The 25,967-nt window shown below is 64.0% G+C and carries 21 protein-coding genes, 1 other RNA gene and 1 pseudogene; 15 read left to right on the forward strand and 8 right to left on the reverse strand.

Annotation, left to right across the window (positions count from 1 at the left end):
* Positions 1-53 precede the first annotated feature (53 nt).
* Positions 54-971 carry a DMT family transporter gene (locus C1D09_RS20390; RefSeq protein ID WP_143976007.1) on the reverse strand — a complete coding sequence of 306 codons (918 nt, stop codon included), beginning with the start codon at positions 969-971 and terminating at the stop codon, positions 54-56.
* Positions 972-1,183: 212 nt separating this feature from the next.
* On the opposite strand from C1D09_RS20390, the gene C1D09_RS20395 reads away from it, so the two are divergent.
* Entirely contained in the window at positions 1,184-2,404 is a 1,221-nt protein-coding gene (locus C1D09_RS20395; RefSeq protein WP_143976008.1) for an alanine racemase, read from the forward strand.
* Here C1D09_RS20395 and C1D09_RS20400 read toward each other — a convergent pair.
* On the reverse strand, positions 2,401-3,132 hold the full coding sequence (locus C1D09_RS20400) for an SDR family oxidoreductase (RefSeq protein ID WP_143976009.1): 732 nt from the start codon (positions 3,130-3,132) through the stop codon (positions 2,401-2,403). The genes C1D09_RS20395 and C1D09_RS20400 overlap by 4 nt on opposite strands.
* Before the next feature lie 89 nt (positions 3,133-3,221).
* On the opposite strand from C1D09_RS20400, the gene C1D09_RS20405 reads away from it, so the two are divergent.
* A complete protein-coding gene (locus C1D09_RS20405; RefSeq protein ID WP_342780247.1) occupies positions 3,222-4,175 on the forward strand; it encodes a LysR family transcriptional regulator in 954 nt (317 codons plus the stop codon).
* Between the two features lie 45 nt (positions 4,176-4,220).
* On the opposite strand, the gene C1D09_RS20410 is transcribed toward C1D09_RS20405, so the two are convergent.
* On the reverse strand, positions 4,221-5,399 hold the full coding sequence (locus C1D09_RS20410) for a lytic murein transglycosylase (RefSeq protein ID WP_143976010.1): 1,179 nt from the start codon (positions 5,397-5,399) through the stop codon (positions 4,221-4,223).
* A gap of 234 nt (positions 5,400-5,633) precedes the next feature.
* On the reverse strand, positions 5,634-6,434 hold the full coding sequence (locus C1D09_RS20415; RefSeq protein ID WP_143976011.1) for a glycoside hydrolase family 25 protein: 801 nt from the start codon (positions 6,432-6,434) through the stop codon (positions 5,634-5,636).
* A 281-nt stretch (positions 6,435-6,715) separates the two neighbouring features.
* Here C1D09_RS20415 and C1D09_RS20420 point away from each other — a divergent pair, with 281 nt between their 5' ends.
* A complete protein-coding gene (locus tag C1D09_RS20420; RefSeq protein WP_143976012.1) occupies positions 6,716-8,095 on the forward strand; it encodes a serine hydrolase domain-containing protein in 1,380 nt (459 codons plus the stop codon).
* Here C1D09_RS20420 and C1D09_RS20425 read toward each other — a convergent pair.
* The 3 genes from C1D09_RS20425 to C1D09_RS20435 form a co-directional block, all read right to left on the reverse strand.
* The gene (locus tag C1D09_RS20425) at positions 8,092-8,775 is read right to left on the reverse strand and encodes a class I SAM-dependent methyltransferase (protein WP_143976013.1); all 684 of its coding nucleotides are present in this window, start codon (positions 8,773-8,775) and stop codon (positions 8,092-8,094) included. The two genes, C1D09_RS20420 and C1D09_RS20425, sit on opposite strands and share 4 nt — an antisense overlap.
* The gene (locus tag C1D09_RS20430) at positions 8,772-10,070 is read right to left on the reverse strand and encodes a BtaA family protein (RefSeq protein ID WP_143976014.1); all 1,299 of its coding nucleotides are present in this window, start codon (positions 10,068-10,070) and stop codon (positions 8,772-8,774) included. Before C1D09_RS20430 ends, C1D09_RS20425 begins: the two co-directional genes overlap by 4 nt.
* A gap of 261 nt (positions 10,071-10,331) precedes the next feature.
* Positions 10,332-13,964: a hydantoinase B/oxoprolinase family protein gene (locus tag C1D09_RS20435; RefSeq protein WP_143976024.1), complete on the reverse strand. Its 3,633-nt coding sequence runs from the start codon at positions 13,962-13,964 to the stop codon at positions 10,332-10,334.
* A 179-nt stretch (positions 13,965-14,143) separates the two neighbouring features.
* Here C1D09_RS20435 and C1D09_RS20440 point away from each other — a divergent pair, with 179 nt between their 5' ends.
* The 5 genes from C1D09_RS20440 to rnpB all read left to right on the forward strand — a co-directional run bounded on the left by C1D09_RS20440 (position 14,144) and on the right by rnpB (position 17,376).
* Positions 14,144-14,356 carry a hypothetical protein gene (locus C1D09_RS20440; RefSeq protein WP_019859105.1) on the forward strand — a complete coding sequence of 71 codons (213 nt, stop codon included), beginning with the start codon at positions 14,144-14,146 and terminating at the stop codon, positions 14,354-14,356.
* Between the two features lie 155 nt (positions 14,357-14,511).
* On the forward strand, positions 14,512-15,231 hold the full coding sequence (locus C1D09_RS20445) for a J domain-containing protein (RefSeq protein WP_143976015.1): 720 nt from the start codon (positions 14,512-14,514) through the stop codon (positions 15,229-15,231).
* Complete coding sequence (locus tag C1D09_RS20450; RefSeq protein ID WP_143976016.1) at positions 15,228-16,010, forward strand: peptidoglycan recognition protein family protein; 783 nt, start codon at positions 15,228-15,230, stop codon at positions 16,008-16,010. Before C1D09_RS20445 ends, C1D09_RS20450 begins: the two co-directional genes overlap by 4 nt.
* 184 nt (positions 16,011-16,194) lie before the next feature.
* Positions 16,195-16,899 (forward strand): lytic transglycosylase domain-containing protein, encoded by a 705-nt coding sequence (locus tag C1D09_RS20455; protein ID WP_143976017.1) that lies wholly within the window; start codon positions 16,195-16,197, stop codon positions 16,897-16,899.
* A 77-nt stretch (positions 16,900-16,976) separates the two neighbouring features.
* An RNA gene (rnpB, locus tag C1D09_RS20460) (RNase P RNA component class A) lies at positions 16,977-17,376 on the forward strand.
* A gap of 124 nt (positions 17,377-17,500) precedes the next feature.
* Here the strand turns inward: rnpB and C1D09_RS20465 are convergent.
* A complete protein-coding gene (locus C1D09_RS20465) occupies positions 17,501-18,616 on the reverse strand; it encodes a cystathionine gamma-lyase (protein ID WP_143976025.1) in 1,116 nt (371 codons plus the stop codon).
* Positions 18,617-19,019: 403 nt separating this feature from the next.
* Here C1D09_RS20465 and mraZ point away from each other — a divergent pair, with 403 nt between their 5' ends.
* The 7 genes and pseudogenes from mraZ to mraY form a co-directional block, all read left to right on the forward strand.
* The gene (gene mraZ, locus C1D09_RS20470; RefSeq protein ID WP_143976018.1) at positions 19,020-19,478 is read left to right on the forward strand and encodes a division/cell wall cluster transcriptional repressor MraZ; all 459 of its coding nucleotides are present in this window, start codon (positions 19,020-19,022) and stop codon (positions 19,476-19,478) included.
* On the forward strand, positions 19,475-20,491 hold the full coding sequence (gene rsmH, locus C1D09_RS20475) for a 16S rRNA (cytosine(1402)-N(4))-methyltransferase RsmH (RefSeq protein ID WP_143976019.1): 1,017 nt from the start codon (positions 19,475-19,477) through the stop codon (positions 20,489-20,491). The genes mraZ and rsmH overlap by 4 nt, the downstream gene beginning before the upstream one ends.
* A gap of 4 nt (positions 20,492-20,495) precedes the next feature.
* The gene (gene ftsL / locus C1D09_RS20480) at positions 20,496-20,891 is read left to right on the forward strand and encodes a cell division protein FtsL (protein WP_095787739.1); all 396 of its coding nucleotides are present in this window, start codon (positions 20,496-20,498) and stop codon (positions 20,889-20,891) included.
* Positions 20,888-22,597 carry a peptidoglycan D,D-transpeptidase FtsI family protein gene (locus tag C1D09_RS20485; protein ID WP_143976020.1) on the forward strand — a complete coding sequence of 570 codons (1,710 nt, stop codon included), beginning with the start codon at positions 20,888-20,890 and terminating at the stop codon, positions 22,595-22,597. Before ftsL ends, C1D09_RS20485 begins: the two co-directional genes overlap by 4 nt.
* 54 nt (positions 22,598-22,651) lie before the next feature.
* The gene (locus C1D09_RS20490) at positions 22,652-24,106 is read left to right on the forward strand and encodes a UDP-N-acetylmuramoyl-L-alanyl-D-glutamate--2,6-diaminopimelate ligase (protein ID WP_143976021.1); all 1,455 of its coding nucleotides are present in this window, start codon (positions 22,652-22,654) and stop codon (positions 24,104-24,106) included.
* Complete coding sequence (locus C1D09_RS20495; protein WP_143976022.1) at positions 24,103-25,536, forward strand: UDP-N-acetylmuramoylalanyl-D-glutamyl-2,6-diaminopimelate--D-alanyl-D-alanine ligase; 1,434 nt, start codon at positions 24,103-24,105, stop codon at positions 25,534-25,536. The genes C1D09_RS20490 and C1D09_RS20495 overlap by 4 nt, the downstream gene beginning before the upstream one ends.
* Positions 25,537-25,559: 23 nt before the next feature.
* Positions 25,560-25,967, forward strand: a pseudogene (gene mraY, locus C1D09_RS20500) (phospho-N-acetylmuramoyl-pentapeptide-transferase); the annotation flags it as partial.

Genomic DNA, 25,967 nt, shown 5'->3' on the forward strand with positions numbered 1-25,967 from the left:
ATGTTGTGTCATGGCAGCGCTACCGCCGCGAAAGCCGGCTTCGATTTTCGCGCCTAGCGCCTGCCAAGGACACGTCCGTCGATTGTGAGAAGACCAAGGCCGATCAGCACCACGCCACCGATCTCGAACAGTTCCAGCCGCTCGTGCAGGAAAAGAAAGCCGAGCAGCATGGCGCTGGCCGGCACGATCAACGTGACCAGCGAGGCGTTGGTGGCGCCGGCCGAGGCGACGAGGTTGAAATAGAGGATGTAGGCGAAGGCGGTGGACAGCAGCGCCAGTGCCAGCACCGCCGCCCAGACTGGCGGCGAGGCCGAGAACAGACCGGCCGGGCCGTGCGTGAGCAGCACGACCGGTATCATGATGATGGTCGAAGCGGTCAACTGCCCGGTGGCGATGACCGGCGAGGGCACGCCCTTGAAGCGGCGGGCGACCATCAGCGCGACGCCATAGGACAAAGACGCGCCGATCAGCGCGAATTTCGCCCAGACAGGGCCGCCAAGCCCCGCGAGCAGGCCAGGACCGATCATGACGGCGGTGCCGGCGACGCCGAGCCCAATGCCGGCGAGCTTGTTCCAGGAGAGCTTTTCGTCCGATGTCAGCGCGTTGGCGAGGATCAGCGTCCAGAACGGCGTCGTGGCGTTCAGCACCGAGGCGACGCCGGCGCCAAGCTCGGTCTGGCCGGCGAAGATCAGCGAGAAGGGGATGACATTGTTGGTGAAGGCCAGCAGGAAGAACAGGCCGGCATGCGGAAAGGCACGGCGGAAGGATGGGCCGCGCAGCCCGAGATAGATCTGCAGCGCGATTGCCGCGATGGCGACGCGAAACAGCACCAGCACCAGCGGGTGCAGCTCCGCCACCGCGATGCGGGCGAAGAAGAACGAACCGCCCCAGATGGCGCCAAGCAGCAGCAACTGCCCCCAGTCGGCGAGCGTCATCGGTCCGCGTGGCGCGGATGCAGCGGCAATTGCCATGTGGATCGTCCTCCCCCGACATGCCGGCTCGAATGTCAGCCGGCCAGGCACAAGCTATCGCGTCCGGCGACGAGCGCCACCCGAAACGTGATCTCCGGCAAGCGACCTTGCCGAAGACTACCGTCGCGGCGTCAGTTGCACGAGACACAGAATTGTTTTCATTGGCCGCTAGCTTGGATTAATTGTGCGCAGCCGAGATCGAGGATTCGTCAATGCAGCGATTYGAGAATGCCCGCGAGGCGGCACTGGCGCTTCGTCCCGACGATCCGGTCTATTGCTTCCGCCCGCAGGTGCTGAAGGCCGATGCCAGGCAGTTCATGGGCATGTTCCCCGGCAAAACCGCATATGCGGTCAAGACCAATGGCGAGCAGATCGTGCTGAAGACCTTGGTCGAGGCCGGCGTCACTGCCTTCGACGTCGCTTCGCCTGGCGAATTCGCTGCGGTGCGTGCGGTCTCTGCCGATGCCGAGATGCTCTACATGCACCCCGTCAAAGCGCAGTCGGACATCAAGCTGGCGCTGGAGAAATACGGCATCCGCGTCATCTCGCTCGACCATGAGGACGAGATCACCAAGCTGACGCGGGTGGTCCGGGCGCTCGACATCGACCCTGGCTCGATCAGCGTGTTCGTGCGCGTCCAGACGAAAGGGTCGGCCGCCTACGAATTGTCGAAGAAGTTCGGGGCTGGGCCGGCCTATGCGGTCGAACTCGCCGAGCGGCTGAACCGGACGGGCTACAAGGTTGGCCTGTGTTTCCATGTCGGCAGCCAGATCGAGGATCCAGACACCTATGAGCGGGCGCTGGCCTCGGCCGACTGGGTGCGCAACCGGCTGACCTTCGACATCGCCGGCCTCGATGTCGGCGGCGGCTTTCCGGCCGAATATGGAGATGATCCCAACCGCAAGCAGGTCGAGATGCCGTCGCTCGGCCAGATCATGTCGCGGCTCTCCGGCGACCTCAAGGAATACCAATTCGACCAGATGCCGCTGGTGGCCGAGCCGGGCAGGGTGATCGTGGCGCGCTGCCTGTCGCTGATCGTGCGCGTGCTGTTGCGCAAGGGCAAGCGGCTCTACATCAATGACGGCATCTGGGCGTCGCTGTCGGATTCATGGACCGGCAAGATCACGCTGCCGGCGCGCTTCATCCCCGATCCGGCGATCAGGACCCGCAATGGCGCTGAAAAGAACATCGTCCCGTTCAAGGTCTGCGGCGCGACCTGTGATTCCGTCGACATCCTGTCCAGGCCGTTCTGGCTGCCGGAAACCGTCGATACCGGCGACTGGATCGAAATCGGCCATATCGGCGCCTATTCGCTGTCGCTCAGGACCCGCTTCAACGGCTTTTATCCCGACACTTTCGTCGAGGTGACGACACCGTTCGACGAGGGCGACGCGCCGCAAGGGTTCGCCAGCCTGGAGACCATGGCGGATTAGGCCACGCCACCGCCGGCCTGGATGTTTTCGCCGGTCAGCCAACGGGCCTCGTCTCCGGCCAGGAAGACCGCGACATCGGCAACGTCGCGCGGCGCACCGATCCTGCCGAACGGCGACATGCCGGCTGCCACGGCGCGATCGCGCTCGGGAAGCAGGTCCGTATCGGTGAAGCCCGGCGACAGTGCATTCACCGTGATGCCGCGCGGCCCGAGCTCACGCGAGAGCACGCGGACGAATTGTTCGACGGCGCCCTTGCTGCCGAGATAGAGCGCCGTCTGCGTGAAAAACATCTTTGTGCCGCCGGTGGAGATGGTGATGATGCGGCCGCCGTCGCGCACACGGCGCGCCGCCTCCTGAAGCGTGAAGAAGGTGCCCTTGGCATTGATGCCGAAGACATGGTCGAAATCGGCTTCGGTTGCCTCGGTCAGCGGTTTGATGACGGCGACACCGACATTGGCAACGACGATGTCGATCCCGCCCAACTCACTCTCGGCCTCGTCGAACAGGCGGCGGATATCCGAGACGCTGGACATGTCGGCCTGGATGGCGACAGCTTTTCCTCCCTTGCTGGCGATCGCGGCCACGACCTCATCAGCGGCTTTCCGGTTGCCGACATAGTTTACGACGACGGCAGCGCCCTTGGCCGCGAGCCCTTCGGCGATGGCTCGCCCGATGCCGCGCGAACTGCCGGTGACGAGTGCGGTTTTGCCGTGCAGAGACTGGGACATGACAAATTTCCTTCAACCATTCGGACCCGCGCCGGTTTCCTGTGACGGGGTCGATGGTGGAGAAATAGCGACATGCAACTGATCAGATAATGACCTATTATCTGACTGGCTTATTAATGTTGGGAGACATAATGCGTGGGTCCGAATTCACCGAGCTCAAGGCATTCGCGGCAATCGTGGAAGAGCGCAGTTTCGTCCGCGCCGCCGCCCGGCTGCGCGTGTCTCCGCCGGCGCTCAGCCAGTCGATCCGGCAATTGGAGGCCCGCATCGGCGTCAGGCTGCTCAATCGCACGACGCGCAGTGTTTCACCCACTGCAGCCGGCGACACGCTGTTTGCGCGCCTTGCTGTTGCGTTCGACGCGCTGGAGGGCGCCGTCGCGGACGTTCATGCCGCGCGTAACCGGCCGGCGGGTTCGCTGCGCATCAACGTGCCGCGCGTCGCCGCGATGCGGTTCATCGTCCCGATCCTGGGCGACTTCCAGCGCGCCTATCCCGACGTCGCGCTGACCGTTATCGTCGACGATACGCTGACCGACATTGTCGGGGGCCGATTCGATGCCGGTATCCGGCTTGGCGAGCGGCTGGAGAAGGACGTGGTGGCAGTGAAACTGAGCGAGGATTTGCAGATGGCCGCGGTTGCCGCCCCCGCCTATCTGGAGAACCGGGCCGCACCTCGCCATCCGCAAGAGCTGCACCAGCACCAATGCATAAAATTCCAGTGGCCCGGCGGCGGCAACCTCTATCGATGGGAGTTCGCGCGCGGCAAACGGGCCCTGGAAATCGCTGTCGAGGGCAGCCTGACCGTCAACGACACCGAACTGATGCTCCATGCGGCGCTGGATGGAGCAGGCGTGGCCTATATGTTCGAATACCAGGTGCGGCCCTGGATCGAAAACGGCAGGCTCGTCCGTTTTCTTGAAGCCTGGTCGCCCAGTTTCCCGGGCTTCTATCTGTACCATCCAAGCTCGCGGCACGTACCGCCGGCCTTGCGGGTCTTCATCGATTTCATGCGGGCGAGGAGGGTGGCGAGTGGTGATCGGTGAGTGAGCCGTCCTTCAGTCTTCCCTACTCCCTCCTGACTTACTCTTTCACAGCTTCGCCAAAAGCTCCGTTGTCGGCCAGCCATCCACCGGCAAGCCAAGCCGCATCTGCTCCTTGCGGATGGCTTCGCGGGTGTTGGTGCCCAAAATGCCGTCGACCGTGCCGACGTCGTAGCCGCGACCCTCGAGCTTGGTCTGCAGCGCCTTCATCTGCTCGTTGTTGAGGCCTTGTTCCGGGTTGCGCGGATCAAGCGGCGGTGCGCCGGCGAGGCGCGCGGCGAGGTTGGCTGCGGTCAGCGCGTAGGTGAAGGACTGGTTCCATTCGAGATAGACGTCGAAATTGTCGTAGGTAAGGAAGGCCGGGCCCTTGCGGCCCATGGGCAGCGCCAGGCCGGCCTTCAGGCCTTTGTCGACAAGCGGCGAGCCGTCGGGATTGGTGACGCCCCACTGCGCCCATTGCGTGAGGGGCAATTTGTTGGTGCGACCGGTCTGATCCCAGGGCATCTCGTCGGGCACGCGCACTTCCTGGATCCAGGGTTCGTCACGTTTCCAGCCACGCGACAGCACCTTGTTTGCGGTGGTCATGATCACGTCGGGCACGCTGTTGCGCAGGTCGATCTTACCATCGCCGTCGCCGTCCACGCCCCGGGCCAGATAGTCCGAAGGCAGGATCTGCGTCTGTCCGATCTCGCCGGCCCAGGCGCCCTTGACGTCGGCTGGCAGCACGCCGCGATCGATCAGCTCCAGAAGCGGCACAAGCTGCTGGCGGAACAGCTGCGGGCGCCGGCAATCATGCGAAAGCGTCACCAGGGCGCTCAGTGTATGGAAATCGCCCTGCACGGCGCCGAAATCCGTCTCTAGCGCCCAGAAGGCGGTGATGACGGGCGCCTGCACGCCAAACTGCTGGTCGGCGCGGGCGAAGACATCGGCGTATTTCTTCATGTTCGCCGCGCCTTGCTTCAGCCGGTAGGCCGAAATCATGCGGTTGGAGAACTCGATGAAGGTCTGGGTGAAGACGCCCTGGGCGCGGTCGCGCGCCAGCGCCCGCTCGTCAAAGGTGGCATCTTCCAGCGCATCGAGCCCGGCGGCGCCGACACCGGCGGCCTTGGCTTCAGCCGCCACGCCCTGTTTCCAGGTTTCGAAGTCGCCGCCGCATTCCTGCGCCATCGCCGGCAAGGCCGTGGCGCACAGCAATAGCGCCGCGAGGGCTTGGGAACGCAGTCGCATCGGCTTCCTTTCGAAACGAAGAGGGCATTGTCTTGCTCGGCTGAAAACCCAACGCCCCTGGGTTACCGGCGGTTGCACCGCTGGCTGTGTCGAAAAGCAGGCGGCAGGCCCTATGTCAACGGGTGTTCTGCCGCAACCACTTATTCCCCTGGCGCTTTGCGCGGTTGAACCCGGTTCAACGGGAACTCTGCCGGCGTGATTGGTCCAAAGGCTGCGCCGCCATCGAACATGATATCACCGGGTGTTCTGCCGCAACCATTTGTTCCAGGCGGCTTCCGAGCCGTTGAAGACGTTGATGTCTGATTTGCCGGTCATGCCGGGGACGATGCCGGTTCCAGTGTACTGCCAGAAGGTAAAGGGGTGGCTGCCGTATTTTTCGCGTGGGTGGCCGGCGACCGAGCGCAGCCAGTAGGGGTAGCCTCGGAAAGTCGACAACTGGTTGTCGTCGAAGAAGTCGACGGAGGTATAGATGATCGGTTTCTTGCCGTAATGGCGCTCGACGATCTGGAGGAAGGTGGTCATCTCCGCCCGAACCGTGGCGGCGTCGGGACGCAATCGGCAGGTTGGCGATTTTGGGTTCCATTCCATGTCAAGGACCGGCGGCATGGCGGAGCGGTCGACGGGAACGTTCTGGATGAACCAGCGCGCCTGCTGGGCGGCAGGGGTGCAGAAATAAAAGAAATGATAGGCCGCGCGCGGAACGCCGGCGGCTTTCGTGTGCGTCCAGTGCTCGTTGAAATACTCGTCGAAGCGGTCTCCGCCTTCGGTCGCCTTGATGAAGGCGAAGGAAATGCCGCTCGCCTTGGCTGTCGGCCAGTCGACCGAGGTCTGGTACTTGGAAACGTCGGTGCCGTGAACGGCATAGTTCCACGGCGCGCCGCTGTCCCATTCATGCGGCTTGGAATCTTCGAAGCGGGGGGCACGCACGGCGACTGTCGGGCTGCTGGACCCGGATGGCGACAGCGGCGACAGATCGTCCACGGTCGAGCAGGCGCCAAGCAGCGTCAGCATGAAAAGGGCCGCAAGACGGCGCATCACAACTTCCAAGCCGGAAACAGCCGGTCGCTGATGGGTCTGTGAACCGATGGCCGACGATTGGTCGAGCCCCCTCCAGGCGATCGCCCCACAGCATCGCCCAGCTTATCCCTTCTGTGCATGTCCCAAAACCGCGGCGCGCTTTTGGGAGACATGCATCCTGTGATCGCCGATCACGGTTGATAATCCGTTGACGGCGCTCGACAAGAGCCCCGATTTTGCGGCAGCAATGGCGGCAATTCGATGACATAAGGGTCGGGCGAAAGCCCGGGAGGAAGCGGATGCGAGTGGTGGTCAAGATCGTCAGATGGCTGCTTGTCCTGATCGTGCTGGCGGTCGCCGGGCTATTTGCCTGGCTCTACGTCGCGCCGCCCGAACTGATCCGCGTCGGTTCCGGCTATTCAGCCAAGATCGTCTGCTCCAACGTCTTCATCGCCGGACGCGATGCCAATGAAGTGCTTGCCGTCGACGTGCAGGCGCCCGGCCACCCGCTGCTGCGGCTGATGCGGATCTCGGTCGACAAGAACAGGGGCACCGTTTCGGCGGGCCTGCTGGGCTTCCTCGGCAAGAGCGAGGCGGTTTTCCGCGATGGGCTGGGCTGCGCCTCGATCCCCGACGGCGATGTCGGCAAGGCGCGGCGCACGACGGTCCATGTCGAACCCTCGGCAACGGGCCCGGATACGCTGTGGCCCGAAGGCGAGCGGGTCGAGGCATCGCAGGATCCGGTGATTGCAAAGCTGCTCGACGATGCGGCGCTGACCGGTTCGGGCATGCGCGCCGTGGTCGTGGTCAAGAACGGCCGCGTCGTCGCCGAGCGCTATGGCGACGGCTTTTCGGCCAGGACGCCGCTGCTGGGCTGGTCGATGACCAAGACGGTGAACGCCGCGATCGTCGGCACGCTGGTCAAGGACGGCAAGATGGCCATCGACAACAAGGGCCTGTTCGCGCCGTGGAAGGCGGACGGCCGCGCCGCCATCAGCCTTGCCGACATGATGGCGATGTCGAGCGGGCTGGAATTCAACGAGGACTATGGCGACGTCGCCGATGTCACGCGCATGCTCTATCTCGAGCCCGACATGGCGGGCTTTGCCGCATCAAAGCCGCTGGCAGGCGAGGTCGGCAAGGTGTTCTCCTATTCGAGCGGCACGGCGGTGATGCTGTCGCGGCTCTGGCAGGACGCGATCGGCGACAAGGCCAAGGCGCTGACATGGCCACGCAGCGCATTGTTCGGGCCGCTCGGCATGCACAGCGCGGTGCTCGAAACCGACGAGCAGGGCACGTTCGTCGGCTCGTCCTATCTCTACGCCACGGCGCATGACTGGGCCCGCTTCGGCCAGTTCCTGCTGCAGGGTGGAGCGTGGAACGGCAACCAGGTGCTGCCGGCCGGCTTCGTCGACTGGATGCGCGAACCGGCGCCTGCCTCGAAAGTCTACGGCAAGGGGCAGTTGTGGATCGAGGCGCCGGGCGATGAGGAGAACCCCGGCGCCGGCGTCGCGGCCGGCCTGCCCAAGGACACCTACTGGATGGAAGGGCACGATGGCCAGACCGTCGCCATCATTCCCTCGGAGCAGCTGGTGATCGTGCGGCTAGGGCTGACCCCGGCCAAGCTCGGCTATCGCCCGCAGACGATGGTGGGCGCGCTGGTGAAGGCGCTGCACTAGTTGCGCGGTCCAATCACGCCCAGCCAGGCATAACCGCGATAAAGCGTGCGGAAACGGAAGGTTGCGCCGGTTCGCCGAGATTCCGATTCCAGAACTTCGCGCAGCGATTCGCGCGGCGTGACGTGGAATTTTGCGAGCCAACCGCGCAGCAAGGTACGGAACCAGCCCGGCAGGCCTTCCTGCTGGCCGAAATCGACGACGTGCAGCGAGCCGTTGTGGGATAGTGCTGCCAGTGCCGCCGACACCGTCCTTTCCCAGCCTGGGATCATCGACAGCGAATAAGAGACGAAGATACTGTCGAAGCGCTCGATGCCGTAAAGTGCGGCGGTGTCGAAATCGGTGGCGTCGCCTCGTGCGAGCGTGACGCGGCCGGACAGGCCTTCGCGGTCGATCGCCTTGCCGGCCGTCTCTAGCATTTCGGCCGAGATATCGAGGCCGAAGAAACGGGCGTCGGGGTAGCGGCGGGCGGCGAGGATGATGTTACGGCCGGTGCCGCAGCCGAGCTCCAGCACGGTACCGCCGGCCGGCACCTCCAGCCCGTCGATCAGCCGGTCGCGACCGAGCAGGTAGTATTTGCGGGTCAGGTCGTAGATGTGGCGCTGCCAGCGGTAGACGCCGTCCATCAGTTCGGCATGATTGGCCTTGAATTCGGGGCTGGCCGGCAGCTCGGTCGTGCTCATGCGGCGCGCTTCACATAGAGGTGGAAGCCGCCATAGATAGCGGAGCGGTCGCGGGCGGAGAATTCGCGAGAGGCCTCGTCCTGATAGTCCCACTGGTCGAGCAGCGAGGTCGAGACGCGGCCCGGCAGCAGGCTGGGCTCGGCGGCGGTGCGGAAGATGACGCGGGCGCCAGCGGAGGCGGTGCGGCTGATTTCCGACCACAGCGCATTGAGCTGATCGTCGGTCATCCAGTCCTGCGCATCGAGCAGGATGAAGCGGTCGACGGTGCCCGCATCCTTGCTGCCCAGGAACTCGATCAGATTGGCATGATGGATGGCGACGCGGTCGACATTGCCGCGGATGGTCTCGTAGTTCTGTTTTTCCAGATAGGCGGGGAGTGCTGCTTCGCCGGGTTCGGGATAGCGGCGGGCAAAGGCCTGCCAGGCGAAATAATTGTGTTCCAGGGGAAAATCGCAAGCGAGCTTTTCCAATCGGGCCTTCAGCACGCTGGCCATTGTGCCGTCGCCTGATGTGATCAGCGAATCATACTGCGCCGGCGGAATGCCGAGGCCGAACAGCGAAGCCTTGCGCGAGGTCGCCCATTTCAAGAGCTTCCTGTCGAAGACCGGCGCCAGTTCCTCGTTGAAGAAGCGACGCTGTTCGCCGAGGTTCCTGGCTTCCATGATGCGGGCCGGGTTGACGCCGAACAACTTCGCCGTGCGATGGCCCATGGCGATGAACAGGCCGAGCAGGCCGGTCTGGTAGAAATTGCGGTCGAAAACACCGATGCGGCGGCGACCACGCCAGTTGCGGCGTTCCCAATAGTGGCGGCTGACCGGATCGAGATGCGGCGCGATGAAACGGTCATAGGCCTGCGAATTGTGGCTGGTGTCGGCGGCGCCGAAGAAGCGGAACAGGTCGCCCTGCGAGGGCAGGCGGCGCACCGCCTCCAGCTTCATGCGGTTCAGCGCGATGTGGGCGGCGTTGAGGTCGACGGCGTCGATGCGTGCCGGCGATCGGGTGAGGTAGGCCAGGATGTTGCAGCCGCCGGAGGCGATCGTGACGATGCGATGGCCCTGGCCAAGCCGCATGGCCTCCATGTCGACATCGGGGTCTTCCCAGATCTGCGGATAGACGAGGCCGGAAAACAAGAAGGCGAACAGCCGCTCGGAGATGCCGGCTTTGGAGAGCGCGCGGTTCTGGTAGACGGCTTTTCCAACTTCCTTGCCACGGCGAAAAACCAGATCCGAGGAGACGTCCGTCATGACAAAGTGATTCCCCATTTGCTTTGCCGCAAGCGGGTATCGCAGCGTCATGACAGGCCGGTGACAGCCTGTTGACGTTTCCTCACATCAGGCCGTCGCGAATGCGTTCCTTACCGCGACCCAGTTGCACGGGCATCATCCTCGCCAACTTTGAAGCCCCATTGATATGGGTGAGCCCGACAGGCACCTTGCTGTAGGACAACTGACGGGACAATGCCCGGGCTGAGCGACTGGCGTCCATCAACACAACCATCGTTGAAGGTCTTGCTCGGGCAGGCGTGAATGTTTCACGATGGCCATGGCCACTTGTCCTCACTGTCGGCCAAACCCGCCAGGCGTCGGCGTGATAACAACAACGACATCACCGGCCTCGAGCACGGTCTGGTCGCAGGCCTTCAGCACCTCGATCGTCCCGTCCTTGCGGCGGATCTTGGTCGAGCCGACCTCGCCGTCGCCGCCGCCGTCCAGTCCCTGCGGCGGGCGGTTGCGGTGCGAGGACAGGATCGCGCATTCCATCTTTTCGAGGAAGCGGATGCTGCGTCTGGTGCCGTCGCCGGCGTTCCACTTGCCCTTGCCGCCCGATCCCTTACGGATGTGGAAATCCTCCAGCACCACGGGAAAGCGCAATTCCAGGACCTCTGGATCGGTGAGGCGTGAGTTGGTCATATGCGTGTGCACGCCTGAGGTGCCGGCAAAGCCGCGGCCGGAGTTCATATGGCCGGCAGGCGAGCCGGAGCAGATCGTCTCGTAATATTGGTACTTCTTGTTGCCGAAGGTGAGGTTGTTCATCGTTCCCTGCGCATTGGCCATGGCGCCCATGGCGCCGAAGAGCGCGTTGGTGACGTGCTGCGAGGTCTCGACATTGCCGGCAACGACGGCGGCAGGGTAGGCGGGCTTCAGCATGCAGCCGTCGGGAATGACGATGTTGATGGGTCTGAGGCACCCGGCGTTCATCGGGATCATGTCCTCGACCATGACACGGAAGGCGTAGAGGACCGCGGCGCGGGCCACTGGTTCGGGCGCGTTGAAATTGTTCTTCATGACAGGCGACGTGCCGGTGAAGTCGACCGTCGCTTCGCGCTTCTGCCGGTCTACCGATATCTTCACCTTGATCACCTGGCCGGTATCCGTCGGATACTCATAGGCCGATGTATCGGGCAGCCGCTCGATCACCCGCCGCACGCTCTCGGCCGCATTGTCCTGAACGTGGCCCATATAGGCCTCGACGACATCGAGGCCGAAATGCGCGACCATCTTGCGCAGTTCGGCGACGCCTTTCTCATTGGCGGCGATCTGCGCCTTGAGGTCGGCGATGTTCTGGTGCGGGTTGCGGGCCGGGTAACGATGGTCGGTGAGCAGCGCATGCAGGTCTTTCTCGCGGAATTTGCCGCGGTCGACGATGCGGAAATTGTCGAACAGCACGCCTTCCTCGTCGACCGTGGTGGCGAGCGGCGTCATCGAGCCGGGGGCGGTGCCGCCTATATCGGCGTGGTGGCCGCGCGAGGCCGCCCAGAACAGGATCTCTTTCTGGGCGTCGTCGAACACCGGCGTCACCACGGTAATGTCGGGCAGATGCGTGCCGCCATTGTACGGTGCGTTCAAGGCAAAGACGTCGCCTGGGTGGACGTCGCCGGAGTTCAGCCGGATGATGGTTTCGACCGAGCGGTCCATTGAGCCGAGGTGCACCGGCATGTGCGGCGCGTTGGCGACCAGCGCCCCTGTATGGTCGAAGACGGCGCAGGAGAAATCCAACCTTTCCTTGATGTTGACGGAATAGGCGGTGTTCTGCAGCGTGACACCCATCTGCTCCGCGATCGACATGAACAGGTTGTTGAAGACCTCGAGCATCACCGGATCGGCGTCGGTGCCGAGAGCGGCGGCGCGCGCCTTCTTTTCCGTCCGGCGGATCACGACATGGTTGAGGTTGGTGATTTCGGCCCGCCAGCCCGGTTCGACGACAATGGTCTGGTTCGGTTCGATGATAAGAGCGGGGCCGGCGATCAGATTGGATGGGCGAAGGTCCTCGCGACGATGGATGCCGGCTTCATGCCACCGGCCTTCGGTGTAGATGCGCCGCGTTCCGGAAGCGCCGGCTTCAATCCGTGCGGGCCCGGCGGGCGCATAGGCTTCGGCGCTGCTCTGGCCGATTTCGCTGCCTTCGACGCCAACGGTCTCGACGATCATCGGCTTGTCGTCATAGACGAAGCCGAATTGCGCCTTGTGCGCGATTTCGAAATCGCGTTTCGCCTGGAAAATCGAGTCGCTTTCGAAATTCACGGGCAGCGTCGTGTCGGTGCCGTCATAGCGGATATGCAGCACGGGCTTGGCGGCCACCGCGTCCTCGGCGATGCCTTGCACCGCGAGCTCGGCAATGACGGCCTTTCTCAAGATGGCGATGAGGCCGCCGATCTCGGTTCGGGACTCTTCGGCAAGCGGTTTGAGCAGGGCCTGCTGGCGCGAGGCAAAGACCGACGCCAGGCCGATGCCATAGGCCGAAAGCAGGCCGGAGAAGGGGTGGATCAGCACCGCTTCCATGCCGAGCGCGTCGGCGACCAGGCATGCGTGCTGGCCGCCGGCGCCGCCGAAGCAGTTCAAGAGATATTCCGTGACGTCGTAGCCGCGCTGCACGGAAATCTTCTTGATGGCATTGGCCATGTTCTCGACGGCGATGGTGACGAAGCCCTCGGCAACCGCTTCCGGCGAGCGGCCGTCACCGATCTGGTCGGCCAGGGCCGCGAATTTCGCGCGCACGGTCTCGACGTCGAGCGGCTGGTTCTGGCGGCGGCCGAAGATCGCCGGGAAGAAATCGGGCTGCAATTTGCCGAGCATGACGTTGGCGTCGGTCACGGCGAGCGGGCCGCCGCGCCGGTAGGCGGCAGGGCCGGGATTGGCGCCCGCGGAATCCGGTCCGGCGCGAAAACGCCCAGCCTCGTAATGCAGGACCGAACCGCCGCCGGCGGCGACGGTGTGGATGCGCATCATCGGCGCGCGGACACGCACGCCGGCGACTTCGGTATCGAAAGCGCGCTCGTATTCGCCATCGTAATGGGCAACGTCAGTGGAGGTGCCGCCCATGTCGAAGCCGATGACCTTGCCGAAGCCGGCGAGCTTGGCCGTCTCGACCATGCCGACGACGCCGCCGGCCGGGCCCGACAGCAGGGCGTCCTTGCCCTGGAACATGTCGGCGGCGGTGAGGCCGCCCGACGACATCATGAACATCAGGCGAGGGGACTGGTCGCCGTCTCTCGCCGCGCCCAGTTCTCCCGCCACCCTTTGCACATAGCGTGACAGAATGGGCGAGAGATACGCGTCGACCACGCTGGTGTCGCCGCGGCCGACCAGCTTGATCAGCGGCGAGACCTCATGGCTGACCGAGAGTTGGGCGAAGCCGATCTTGCGGCAGATCTTTGCCACCGCCTTCTCGTGATCGGGGTATTTCCAGGCATGCATGAAGACGATGGCGACGGCGTCGATGCCGTCGGCCTTGGCCTGCTCGATCGCGGGCCGGCAAGCGGCGATGTCGAGCAGTTGTTCGACGCAGCCATCGGCCAGCACGCGCTCGTCGATCTCGATGACGCGCTCGTAGAGCTGCTCGGGAAGGATGATCTCCTTGGCGAAGATGTCGGGCCGCGCCTGGTAGGCGATCCTCAGCGCATCGCGAAACCCCTTGGTGATGAGCAGGAGCACGCGGTCGCCCTTGCGCTCCAGGAGCGCGTTGGTGGCGACCGTGGTGCCCATCTTGATGTCGCCGATCAGCCCGGACGGGATCGCGGCGCCCGCTTCAACGCCGAGCAGGTCGCGAATGCCCTGGATGGCCGCATCGGCATAGGCTTCGGGATTCTCCGACAGAAGCTTGCGCGGATGCAGCGCCCCTTGCGGATCGCGGCCGATGACATCCGTGAAGGTGCCGCCGCGGTCGATCCAGAAATCCCATTTCGCGGCCATGGCGGCTGTCTCCGGCATTTTCGTTGTCAGCTTTCGTTGTTAATGCGCCAATGCGTCGGCAGCAACGCATCCCGTTGATGTTACACGCGGAAACGCAACGTTACGAAACCCATGGCGGTGTCGCGCATTTCCTCTGCGACCGTTCACCGCAACGTGAGCGTGTATGAAGGAGAGATGTTATGAAAAAGCTCATTCTGGCTTCCGTGTCCGCCCTTGCCCTGCTGGGCGTCGCGGCCTGCAGCGACAGCGGCAAGGGCACTGACACCACCACCACGCAGAGCACCAATCCGCCGGCTGCCGAGCAGCCGATGAAGCCTGCGGCTCCGGCCGACAATTCGACCAAGCCCGCCGAGCCGGCTCCGGCAACGCCCGCTCCTGCGCCCGCGCAGTAGCCTGTATTGAGTACCCAGTAAGCGTGTCTTGGGAGGAAGGCCGGCATCATGCCGGCCTTTTTCGCAGGCCGATGCATCGATCTGCCGGGGCGGCTGCCGTTCACAACCCCGTTATTGGCTTGATAGCATGGACCGGTTCGCTCTAAGAAGCGGCCATGTCGATTTGGGACCGCCTCGGCGACTTCATCACGCGGGTATCGTCTTCAGCCTCGTCGGGCGTCGCCGATGTCGTGGAGGCCGTGCGCACGGTGTTTTCCGGCGATGCGGACCTGCGCCGCCGCGTCGCCTTTTCCGTGGCGATGATCGCGCTCTCGGCCAAGATGGCCAAGGCCGACGGCATCGTCACCCAGGATGAGGTTCGCGCCTTCCAGGAAATATTCGAAGTGCCGCCCAAGGAGACGCGCAACGTCGCGCGGCTGTTCGATCTCGCGCAGCGGGACGTGGCTGGTTTCGAAACCTATGCCGAGCGCATGGCGCAATTGTGCGGTTCCGGACATTCCAACTGCGTGATGCTGGAAGACATACTCGACGGCCTGTTCCACATCGCCAAGGCAGATGGGCTGGTGCATGAACGCGAAGGCATCTTCCTGCGCCGTATCGCCGAGATATTCCGCATCGACGAGACGCATTACGAATCGATCTTGGCCCGGCACGTCGATCTTGGCGCCGGCGATCCCTATGTCGTGCTCGGCATCGAGCGCGGCAGGCCGTTCGATGAGGTCAAGAAGCGTTACCGCAAGCTTGTCTCCGACAACCACCCCGACCGACTGATCGCGCGTGGCCTGCCGCAGGAATTCATCAAGATCGCCACCACCAGGGTCGCCGCTATCAACGCCGCCTATGAAATGATTGAGCGGGGCCTGCGGCACGCATGAGCGGCTTCCTGCCCGACGAGCCGAGCGCCGAGGTCAGGGTATCGCCGAATTTTGGGCCAAGGCGGGATACGCTGAAACCCGACATGATCGTGCTGCACTACACCGGCATGGCGACCGGTGCCGGGGCGGAAGCGTGGCTATGCGATCCGGCGAGCGAGGTTTCATCGCACTATCTCGTCCATGAGAGTGGCCACATCGTGCAGATGGTGCGGGAAAGCGACCGTGCCTGGCACGCTGGCAAGAGTTCCTGGTCCGGACGCGCCGATATCAATTCCTGCTCGGTGGGCATCGAGATCGTCAATCCTGGCCATTCGCTGGGCTATCCCGGGTTTCCCAAGCGCCAGATCGAGGCGGTGATCGGCCTGTGCAAGGGAATTACCGCTCGGCATGCTATCCCTGCCATGCGGGTGCTCGCGCATTCCGACATTGCACCGGGCCGCAAGATCGATCCGGGCGAGAAGTTCCCATGGGCGGCCCTGTTCAAGGCCGGTGTCGGCCATCTTGTGCCGGCTGCACCCATCAGGCGCGGGACCGCGCTGAAGCCCGGCGACAGAGGCGCCGATGTCGAGGCGCTGCAGTCCATGCTGACGCTCTATGGCTATGGTGTCGAGATATCGGGTGTTTTCGACCCTCAGACGCGGATTGTCGTTGAGGCCTTCCAACGGCATTTCCGGCCCCGTCTGGTCGACGGGCTGGCCGATGGCTCGACCATGCGCACGCTGCGGAAGTTGCTTGCCTCCGTGAGCGGCTCACCCGGGGGCAGGGCGCTGCCCAAGTAATCTTTTCCCCTGCAAGGTTACAAACTGTCACTCAAAGTGACTTGCCCCGCCTTCATTGGTGCCAATTCGGGCCTCAAAGGGCAATTCGTACAGTTTGTCGGACCTCCAGCCCCCCGGATGTTCCGCTATTAATCAAGCAGCGCCGCGCGAATATCTTCGTGCGGTCCAGACAGAACAGGATCACATGCAGAAATTGACCGTTGTAACGGCAGCTCTTGCTGCCGGCGTAGTGACTTTTGCCTTCAGCGCGGCTGATGCCGCGACATGGAGCCCCCGGGCCGATCAGGGGCTCGTCGCGGTGACCAAGGGCAAGGCCATTTCGGCCAAAAGCAGCAAGAGCCTGAAAGCAACGAAGAAGCAGGCATCCGCCAAGGTGGAAAAAGCCAGCTGGACCAAGGCGAAGAAATCCTCCGCCAAAAGGCAGACGAAGCGTGGCCGCAAAACCGTCGACATGACGACGACGGCATCGATCGGTCTCAGGAATGTCGCTGCGTCGACGGCAGCGGTGGCCAGCAGCGGCCAGTATTCCGCGATCGTCGCCCGCTATGCGGCAAGCTACGGCGTTCCGGTGTCGCTGGCCAACGCCGTCATCACGATCGAGAGCAACTACCGGCCGAACATGGTCGGCAGTGCCGGCGAGATCGGCCTGATGCAGATCAAGCCGGCGACGGCGCGGATGATGGGCTACAACGGTTCGGCCAAGGGCCTGTTCGATCCCGACACCAACATCAAATACGGCATGAAGTATCTCGCTCTGGCGCAGAATCTTGGCGGTGGCACGACCTGTGGCACGATCCTGAAATACAATGCCGGCCATGCCGCGACGCGGATGAACCCGATCTCGGCCGCCTATTGCAGCAAGGTCAAGGTTCAGATGGCCGCGCTTTGATGGCAAGTTGCGAGAGCCGGCGCACAAGCCGGCTTTTTCGTTTGCGTTTTCCCGGCTGAACCCCTTTATACGCCTTGCCAGCTGGCTGGGCGGCCGCACTCGCAAACGCCGAAAGGCCGCGAGTGAGGAAAGTCCGGGCTCCATGGAGACACGGTGCCGGTTAATGGCCGGCGGGGGCGACCCCAGGGAAAGTGCCACAGAAAGCAAACCGCCACGACTTAGTCGGGGTAAGGGTGAAAGGGTGGGGTAAGAGCCCACCGCGCGACTGGCAACAGGAGCGGCACGGTAAACCCCACCGGGAGCAAAACCGAATAGGGGCGGTGCGAGGGGAAACCCTCGAGGGCTGTTTCCGGCCCACCGTCCGGGTAGGTTGCGTGAGGCGCATGGCAACATGCGCCCAAGATGAATGGCCGCCGCGTTCTCGTCCCGCAAGGGGCGAGGGCCATACAGAACCCGGCTTACAGGCCAGCTGGCAGTTTCGTCATCGAGGATAAACCCTTTGAGATCAGCAGGTTGCGTCCTCGGGCGCGCCTGTCGATTCAGGTCTTTCATGCGTTCGCCTGCAAGAACCAGGGCCGGCTGTCGCTCGAAGCTGGTGCGATTAGCCGCTGATCCTGTCCAGCGACGTCTCTATCGCTTTCCAGAGTTCTTCCACCGGTTCGCAGCCGACCGACAGGCGCACAAAGCCGGGCGGTACCGCATCGCCTCGCTTTGAGCGCCGCTCGGCCGAGGTGTGGACGCCGCCGAAGGAGGTCGCGGCCTCTATCAATGGGCAATTGTTGATGAAATCCTCGGCCTTGTCCTCGGACGTGAGTTCGAAGGAGATGAGGAAGCCGAAGCGCTCCATCTGGGCGCGGGCAAGGTTGTGCGACGGGTCGCCGTTCAGGCCGGGAAAACGCAGGCCGCGGACCGCGCGATGTTCTTTCAACCGCTGCGCGATCGTTTCAGCGGACGAGCACATGCGATCGAAGCGCACCTCCAGCGTTTCGAGACCGCGATGCACCAGCCAGGCCTCGAACGGCCCGGGAATGCCGCCGGCCATTGCGCGCCAGTCCGTCACCTTGGATATGATGTCGGGGGCGCGGCTGGCGACGTGCCCGAACAGCACATCCGAATGGCCGTTGACCGCCTTGGTGTCGGCGGAGACGACGATATCGGCGCCGAAGTCGAGCGGACGCTGGCCGAAGGGCGTCATCGTCGTGTTGTCGACGACAAGGATCCCGCCTTGTTCGTGGACAGCCTTGGCAATCGCCGAGATATCGCAGATGTCCAGCCGCGGATTGGACGGGGTTTCCACGAAGACCAGCGAATAGCCTTTGAAGCCGCCGTCAAGGAAGGTCGGCGTCGGCCTGGTATCGCAGGTGATGCCGAGCGGCTTCAGGAAGCGTTCGGCCATCGCGCGCGTGGCGTGATAGCCGTCCGCCGGCAGGAGCACGCGATCGCCTGATTTCAGGAGCGCGAAAAACACCGACGAAATCGCGCCCATTCCAGAGGGAAAACTCACGCATTGCGCATCTTCCAAATGGCCCAGCGCATGTTCCACGGCGCGCCAGGTTGGATTGTCGTAGCGGCCATATTGATCGACCCCGGTCCCTACGCCCGGCGTGTGAAAGATCGAAGCCATGGTTAGCGGCAATGGGATCGGGTCGCCACTGGCGAAATCGCGGCTGCGCAAATGAGAAAGTTCGGCGGCGCGTGACTTTGCCGTCTCGGACATGATCTCGATCCTTGTTTTGTGCGGAAGACCTCGCTCGACGCTATGCGTGCGGGTGATTGGCGGCAAGCCAGGTCTTTTTGGGCCAGAGGCTCTAAACGCTTCGTTAGGCTTAATGATCGATAAAGAGGGGACGTGCCGTAACGGCTGCTCGGACTGGCTGCGGCGCGTGTTTGTGAAGCCTATTCCCGTTGACGCCCATAGTGCCCCATGATATCCCATCGAGACATCAAAGCCTTCGTTCCGCGTCAGGGTAAAGCGTACGCCAGTCGGGCAGCCGCGGCGGCTGCGCGTTTGCTGGTTTTTGCCCGTGCGGGCGAGGCTGATACGGGGCAGGGAACGCGCTGCGGCGGCGCGTGCAAGACGATGAAGAGGGGTGCGGCGGCGCAAGCGGCTGTAACGTTTAATGGACCGGTTTCTGTCGAACACGGTGAGCAGGATCGATGCGAAGGGGCGGGTGTCCGTTCCGGCGCATTTCCGCGCCGTCGTGCAGAAGCGCGGCTATTCGGAACTCTATGCGCTGCGCTGCCTGGACCTGCCGGCGATGGATGTCGGCGGGCTCGACCTGCTCGACCGTTACGAGCAGCGTATCGCGCTGGAAGATCCCTTCCTGCAGACGGCGGACGACATGTCGTTCTTCTGCCATGGCGACGGCGCGTTCTTGAAACTCGACCAGGACGGCCGCATCACCATGACCGATTTCATTCGCGAGCATACCGGCATCTCGGCGGAGGTGGCCTTTGTCGGGCGCGGCAATTTCTTTCAGATCTGGGAGCCGGGACGGGTTGCGGCCTATGGGGCGCAGGCGCGGGCCAGGCTTTTGCAGCTTCGGCAGGGGACGAAGCCTGGGGAGCGACCGGAATGACGGTGGGCCACGGCGATGACGTCCACGCCGTTGGCGGATCGGTCCGCCACATTCCGGTCCTCCTTGGCGAAGTGCTCGAGGCACTGGCGCCGGCGGAAGGCGACATCATCATCGACGGCACGTTCGGCGCCGGCGGCTACACCAGGGCCATTCTGGCGACCGGCGCTTCCGTCGTCGCCATCGACCGCGATCCCGACGCCATCGCCGCCGGGCGCGATCTCGAGGCACAATCGGGCGGCCGGCTGAGGCTGGTGCAGGCGCCGTTCTCGACGCTGGACGAGCATGTCGAGAGGGCCGACGGCGTCGTGCTCGACATCGGCGTGTCCTCCATGCAGCTCGACCAGGCCGAGCGCGGCTTCTCCTTCCGCTTCGACGGGCCGCTCGACATGCGCATGGCGCAGGCGGGTCTGAGTGCGGCCGATGTCGTCAACGGTTTCAAGCCGGGCGACCTTGCCCGCATCTTCGGCTTCCTCGGCGAGGAGCGCCACGCCGGCCGCATCGCCCGCATGATCGAGGCGCGCCGCGAAAAGAAGCCGTTCGAGCGCACGCTGGAACTGGCCGACGCCATCGAGACGCATATTGGCCGCGCGCCGAAGGACAAGATCCACCCAGCAACCCGCGTCTTCCAGGCGCTGCGCATCTACGTCAATGACGAGCTCGGCGAACTGGCCAAGGCGTTGTTGGCTGCCGAACGCGCATTGAAGCCCGGCGGGTGTCTGGCCGTGGTGACGTTCCATTCGCTGGAAGACCGCATCGTCAAGCGCTTCATCGCCGACCGCGCCGACGTGGCGACCGGCTCACGTCACCTACCCGAGGCACATGCGCGCACGGCGACCTTCCGCAAGGCCGGTGGCGGCGTGACGGCTGATGATGCCGAGGTCGCCGCCAATCCGCGCGCCCGCTCGGCCAGGCTGCGCGCGGCAATCCGCACCGAGGCCCCGGCGCGCGCCGGCGATTTTTCGATATTCGGCCTTCCAAAGCTTCCCGGCATCGACCGGCCGGGGGAGAGGTAAGCACGTGTTCCGTACCAGCGACATTGTTCTGATCGCCGTCATGGTTTCAGCGGCGGCCCTGACCTACAAGACCAAGCGCGAGGCCGAAGACCAGTTGGCGGCGGTGCAGAAGATCCACAACCAGATACGCTATGAGGAGGAGACGATCGACCTGCTCAAGGCCGACTGGAGCCTGCTCACGCAGCCGTCGCGGCTGCAGAAGCTCGCAGAACTCTACAAGTCGCAGCTGGCGCTCGAGCCAGTCAGCGCCCGCCAGATCGTCGGTCTGGGCGACCTGCCAGCCAAGGCCCTGGATATCCAGGACATTCTGAACGGACGCCAGGGCGGCATGGCCGACAATTCCGACAAGGCGCCCGCGGACGGCAAGGATCCCGTCGTGACCGGAGGCATCGCCCAATGATCGCCAAACTGCTGAAGCGTCGCGCCAGGACGGGTGAAGATGGATCTATCGTCGTCGAGGGCGCCCGCAAGGCGACCGGCGGCAAGGGCAAGGCGCGCATCGTGATGACGATGGCGGTGTTCTTCGGCATCTTCTCGACCATTTCAGGGCGGCTGGTGTATCTCGGCTTCCAGACGCCTGACCTGTCGGGCGGCCCGCAGAGCCGGATCACCGCCTCGCGGCCCGACATTGTCGACCGCAATGGCGAAGTGCTGGCGACCGACATCAAGACGGCCTCGCTGTTCGCCGAGCCGCGCCGCATCGTCGACGCCGACGAGGCGATCGAGAAGCTGTCGACGGTGCTGCCCGAGATCGATTACGAGCAGACCTACCACAAGCTCAAGAGCGGCGCCGGCTTCGTCTGGCTGCAGCGACAGCTGACGCCCAAGCAGCAGGCCGACATCATGCAGCTCGGCATTCCCGGTTTCGGCTTCCGCACGGAGAAGCGCCGTTTCTATCCGAGCGGCGAAACCTCGTCCTACATTGTCGGCCTGACCAACGTCGACAACCAGGGCATCTCCGGCATGGAGAAATATATCGACGAACAGGGCCTGAGCGACCTGCAGGCGTCGGGCCTGGCGGTGGCCAAGGATCTCAAGCCGGTGAAGCTGTCGATCGATCTGCGCGTCCAGCATGTGGTGCGTGACGAGATTGCCGCCGGCCTGGAGCGCTATCGCGCGCTCGGGGCCGGCGCCGTCGTGCTCAACGTCAAGACCGGCGAAGTCGTTGCCATGGCCTCGGTGCCGGATTTCGATCCGAACAATCCCTACAATGCACAGGAAAAGGATCGGCTGAACCGGATGTCGGCGGGCCTCTATGAGATGGGCTCGACCTTCAAGAGCTTCACCTCGGCCATGGCGCTCGATTCCGGCAAGGCGACGATGAACAGTCGTTTCGACGCTTCGCATCCGATCCGGGTAGGCCATCAGGCCATTCACGATTTCCACGGCAAGAACCGTGTGCTGTCCTTGCCGGAGGTGTTCCTCTATTCGTCCAACATCGGATCGGCCAGGGAGGCCGAACTGGTGGGCATCGAGGGGCACCGGGAATTCCTGCATCGCCTTGGCATCCTGGAAAGGATGCAGACCGAACTGCCGGAAGTCGCCCGACCGACCGAACCGAAGGTCTGGAAACAGGTCAATTCGTTCACCATCGCCTTCGGCCATGGCGTATCGACGACCCCGCTGCAGGCGGCTGTCGGCTGCGCGGCACTGATGAATGGCGGCTATTTGATGAATCCGACCTTCCTGGTGCGCACGCAGCAGGAGGCGATGGCGATTGCCAAAAAGGTCGTCACCGAAAAGACGGTCGAGGGCATGCGCTACCTCTATTCGCTCAATGCCGAGAAGGGCTCGGCCAGAAACGCCAGAGTCCCCGGCTACCGCGTTGGCGGCAAGACCGGAACGGCCGAGAAGGTCATCAACGGCCGCTACTCTAAAGACCTGAATTTCAATACCTTTGTCGCTGCCTTCCCGATGGACGATCCGCAATATCTGGTGTTCACCATTGCCGATGCGCCGCACCCGGAAAAGCCTGGGATGACCGATGTCGCCGCCGCGAATGCGGGGGTCATTGCGGGTAATATCATCAGGCGGTCGGCGGCCATGCTTGGCGTGAAACCAGATTTCAGCCATGAAAATGGTGCAACGTTGGTTTCCTATGAGTGATTCTTAGGGCGCGCCGGCGACTGCGCGCTATTTTATTGCGGTGAACGGAACTCGATGAAGCTCAGAGATCTAGCCGGTGTCCTGCCAGTCGAAGGAACAGCTTCCGCCGATCTGGAGGTTGCCGGGATTTCGTCCGATTCCCGCCAGGTAAAACCGGGCGTGGTCTTTTTTGCGCTCGCCGGCACCAAGGCGGACGGTGCGGCCTACGCTGCCGACGCGGCCAGGCGCGGCGCGCTTGCGGTCGTGATCGCCAAGGGCAGTTCCGTTGCCGGCCTGCCGGTTCCGGTGCTGGCTGTCGACGATCCGCGCCTGGCTTTGGCGCTGAGTGCCGCCCGCTATTTCGGCAAGCAGCCGCAAACCATGGTCGCGGTCACCGGCACCAGCGGCAAGACCTCGGTCGCCGCCTTCACCAGGCAGATCTGGGAGCAGGCGGGCTATGCCGCGGCTTCGATCGGAACGACGGGCGTGGTGGCGCCAGGCCGCAACGAGTACGGTTCGCTGACGACGCCCGATCCGATTGCCCTGCATCAGCTCCTGCGGGAATTGGCCGATGCCGGCGTCACCCACGCTTCGATGGAAGCCTCCAGCCATGGGCTCGACCAGCGCCGTCTCGACGGCGTGAAGCTCGCCGCCGGCGGCTTCACCAATCTTGGCCGCGACCATATGGATTACCACCCGACGGTCGAGGATTATCACCGCGCCAAACTGCGCCTGTTCGACACACTGCTGCCGAAGGGCGCGCCGGCGGTCATCTTGGCCGACGATCCGTGGTCGGCGCCGACCATCCAGGCGGCACAGGCTGCCGGGCTCAACGTGCTGACTGTTGGCCGCCATGGCGCCTTCCTGACGCTGAAGCGGGTCGAGCATGAGCGTCATCGCCAGCGCGCCGAAGTGGAGGCCGAGGGCGTGCTTTACGAAATCGACCTGCCGCTGGCCGGCGATTTCCAGATTTCGAACGCGCTGGTTTCGGCGGGGCTCGCCATTTCCACCGGAACGCCTGTCGCCAAGGCCTTGATGGCACTGGAGAAACTCAAGGGCGCACCGGGGCGGCTCGACCTGGTCGGCACCACCGCCAGCGGTGCGCCGGTCTATGTCGACTACGCCCACAAGCCCGATGCGCTGGAAAACGTCCTGGCTTCGGTGCGCCCGTTTACCACTGGTCGCGTCATGGTCGTGTTCGGCTGCGGCGGCGACCGTGACCGGGGCAAAAGGCCGATCATGGGCGAAATCGCGACCCGGCTTGCCGATGTCGTCATCGTCACCGACGACAATCCACGGTCGGAAGTGCCCGAGACGATCCGCGCCGCGATTCTTGCCGCTGCCCCGGGCGCCATCGAAATCGGCGACCGGCGCAAGGCGATCCACGAGGCTGTCGGCATGCTTGATGCCGGCGACACGCTGATCGTCGCCGGCAAGGGGCACGAGGAAGGCCAGACGATCGGCTCCGAAACCTTGCATTTCTCCGATCACGAGGAAGTCCGCGCCGCGCTGCGGGAGCGTGTCGCATGAGTTTGCTGTGGACCTGCGACGCGCTGGTGGCCGCCATGGACGGGCGGCCGCTCGGCCCTATGCCCGAAGGCATATCGGGCATTTCGATCGACAGCCGCAGCCTGCAGCCGGGCGACGCCTTCTTCGCTATCAAGGGCGAGGCGATGGATGGCCACGACTTCGCCACGGCGGCCATCAAGGCCGGCGCCGGCGTGCTGGTGGTGGCGGAAGGCAAGCTGCCGTCGCTCGGCCGGCTGACGGCGCCGATCATCGTCGTCGAGGACGTGCTGGTCGCATTGGAAAAGCTCGGTGTCGCGGCGCGCGCACGCTCCCAGGCCAAGATCATCGCGGTGACCGGTTCGGCCGGCAAGACAACCACCAAGGAAGCGCTGCGCCACGTGCTGTCGGCGGTCGGCAAGGTGCATGCCTCGGCGCAGTCCTTCAACAACCATTGGGGTGTGCCGCTGACGCTGGCGCGCATGCCCGACGATTGCGACTATGCCGTGTTCGAGATCGGCATGAACCATCCCGACGAGATCCGGCCGCTGGTGAAGATGGTACGGCCGCATGTCGCCATCGTCACCATGATCGCGGCGGCGCATCTCGGATTCTTCCGCAATCTCGACGAGATCGCCAAGGCCAAGGCCGAGATTTTCGAAGGGGTGGAGCCCGAAGGTGCGGCCGTCCTCAACCGCGACGATGCGCGCTTCAAGCTGCTCGACAGGATGGCGCATGCCGCCGGCATCGAGCATGTCTACGGCTTTGGCGAGAATGTACGCTCGACCTTCAAGCTCACCAAATGCGAGTTGCATGCCGACCATTCCGACATCGCCGCCCGGATAGGCGGCCATGACATGATCGCCCGCATCGGTGCGCCTGGCCGGCACATGGTGCAGAACGTTCTGGCGGTGCTGGGCGCGGCGCAACTGGTCGGTGCCGATCTCGACAAGGTGGCACTGGCACTGGCCGATCTCTCGGCCGAGCGCGGCCGCGGCAAGCGCCATGTGTTGCGCCACCCTGGTGGGCCGATCACGCTGATCGACGAGAGTTACAACGCCAATCCGGCCTCGATGGCGGCGGCGATGGCGCTGCTCAACGCGACGCCGGTGACGGGTGAGGGGCGCCGCATCGCCGTGCTCGGCGACATGCTGGAACTTGGCGAGCATTCGGCCAAGCTGCATGCCGCCCTTGCCGCTCTTATCGTCGGCACCGGCACGCAGACCGTGTTTCTCGGCGGCCCCGAAATGCGGGCGCTGGCGGAGGCGCTGCCGGGCGACATCAAGACGGAATACCGCGCCGGCGTCGAGGAATTGAAGCCGGTGCTGCTTGCCGCGCTGAAGCCTGGCGACGTGGTGATGATCAAATCGTCGAAGGGCATCGGTTTTGCAAAACTGGTCGATGCGCTGCTGGGCAGATACCCGGCTGAAACGACAACCAGCAAACTGGCCTAGGTCAAGTCGGGGGACGAAAGCGCATGTTCACACTGCTCGTCGATTTCGCGGACAAGATCTCGGTCTTCAATGTTTTCCGCTACATCACGTTCCGCACTGGCGGGGCGCTGATCACCTCCGCGCTGATCGTCTTCATCTTCGGGCCGACCATCATCAATTCGCTGCGGCTACGGCAAGGCAAGGGCCAGCCGATCCGCGCCGACGGGCCGCAGACGCATTTCAAGAAGGCCGGCACCCCGACCATGGGCGGGTTGATGATCCTGTCGGGCATCATCGGCTCGTCGCTTCTATGGGCGAACCTGTCGAGCATCTATGTCTGGGTGGTGCTGCTGGTGACGCTGGGCTTCGGCTCCATCGGTTTCTATGACGACTATCTGAAGGTGACCAAGCAGTCGCACCTCGGATTCTCCGGCAAGGCGCGGCTGGGGCTC

It is taken from the genome of Mesorhizobium intechi (assembly GCF_002879535.1).
GTDB lineage: Bacteria > Pseudomonadota > Alphaproteobacteria > Rhizobiales > Rhizobiaceae > Mesorhizobium > Mesorhizobium intechi.

What these genes read in the sequence shown, in the direction of transcription:
- C1D09_RS20495 (WP_143976022.1), top strand. Translation starts at nt 24,103, where the DNA reads ATGAGTTTGCTGTGGACCTGCGACGCGCTGGTGGCCGCCATGGACGGG.
- C1D09_RS20490 (WP_143976021.1), top strand. Translation starts at nt 22,652, where the DNA reads ATGAAGCTCAGAGATCTAGCCGGTGTCCTGCCAGTCGAAGGAACAGCT.
- rsmH (WP_143976019.1), top strand. Translation starts at nt 19,475, where the DNA reads ATGACGGTGGGCCACGGCGATGACGTCCACGCCGTTGGCGGATCGGTC.
- C1D09_RS20435 (WP_143976024.1), bottom strand. Translation starts at nt 13,964, where the DNA reads ATGGCCGCGAAATGGGATTTCTGGATCGACCGCGGCGGCACCTTCACG.
- C1D09_RS20445 (WP_143976015.1), top strand. Translation starts at nt 14,512, where the DNA reads ATGTCGATTTGGGACCGCCTCGGCGACTTCATCACGCGGGTATCGTCT.
- mraZ (WP_143976018.1), top strand. Translation starts at nt 19,020, where the DNA reads ATGGACCGGTTTCTGTCGAACACGGTGAGCAGGATCGATGCGAAGGGG.
- C1D09_RS20440 (WP_019859105.1), top strand. Translation starts at nt 14,144, where the DNA reads ATGAAAAAGCTCATTCTGGCTTCCGTGTCCGCCCTTGCCCTGCTGGGC.
- C1D09_RS20485 (WP_143976020.1), top strand. Translation starts at nt 20,888, where the DNA reads ATGATCGCCAAACTGCTGAAGCGTCGCGCCAGGACGGGTGAAGATGGA.
- C1D09_RS20420 (WP_143976012.1), top strand. Translation starts at nt 6,716, where the DNA reads ATGCGAGTGGTGGTCAAGATCGTCAGATGGCTGCTTGTCCTGATCGTG.
- C1D09_RS20405 (WP_342780247.1), top strand. Translation starts at nt 3,222, where the DNA reads ATGACCTATTATCTGACTGGCTTATTAATGTTGGGAGACATAATGCGT.
- C1D09_RS20410 (WP_143976010.1), bottom strand. Translation starts at nt 5,399, where the DNA reads ATGCGACTGCGTTCCCAAGCCCTCGCGGCGCTATTGCTGTGCGCCACG.
- C1D09_RS20450 (WP_143976016.1), top strand. Translation starts at nt 15,228, where the DNA reads ATGAGCGGCTTCCTGCCCGACGAGCCGAGCGCCGAGGTCAGGGTATCG.
- C1D09_RS20400 (WP_143976009.1), bottom strand. Translation starts at nt 3,132, where the DNA reads ATGTCCCAGTCTCTGCACGGCAAAACCGCACTCGTCACCGGCAGTTCG.
- C1D09_RS20465 (WP_143976025.1), bottom strand. Translation starts at nt 18,616, where the DNA reads ATGTCCGAGACGGCAAAGTCACGCGCCGCCGAACTTTCTCATTTGCGC.
- C1D09_RS20430 (WP_143976014.1), bottom strand. Translation starts at nt 10,070, where the DNA reads ATGACGCTGCGATACCCGCTTGCGGCAAAGCAAATGGGGAATCACTTT.
- C1D09_RS20425 (WP_143976013.1), bottom strand. Translation starts at nt 8,775, where the DNA reads ATGAGCACGACCGAGCTGCCGGCCAGCCCCGAATTCAAGGCCAATCAT.
- C1D09_RS20415 (WP_143976011.1), bottom strand. Translation starts at nt 6,434, where the DNA reads ATGCGCCGTCTTGCGGCCCTTTTCATGCTGACGCTGCTTGGCGCCTGC.
- C1D09_RS20455 (WP_143976017.1), top strand. Translation starts at nt 16,195, where the DNA reads ATGCAGAAATTGACCGTTGTAACGGCAGCTCTTGCTGCCGGCGTAGTG.
- C1D09_RS20390 (WP_143976007.1), bottom strand. Translation starts at nt 971, where the DNA reads ATGGCAATTGCCGCTGCATCCGCGCCACGCGGACCGATGACGCTCGCC.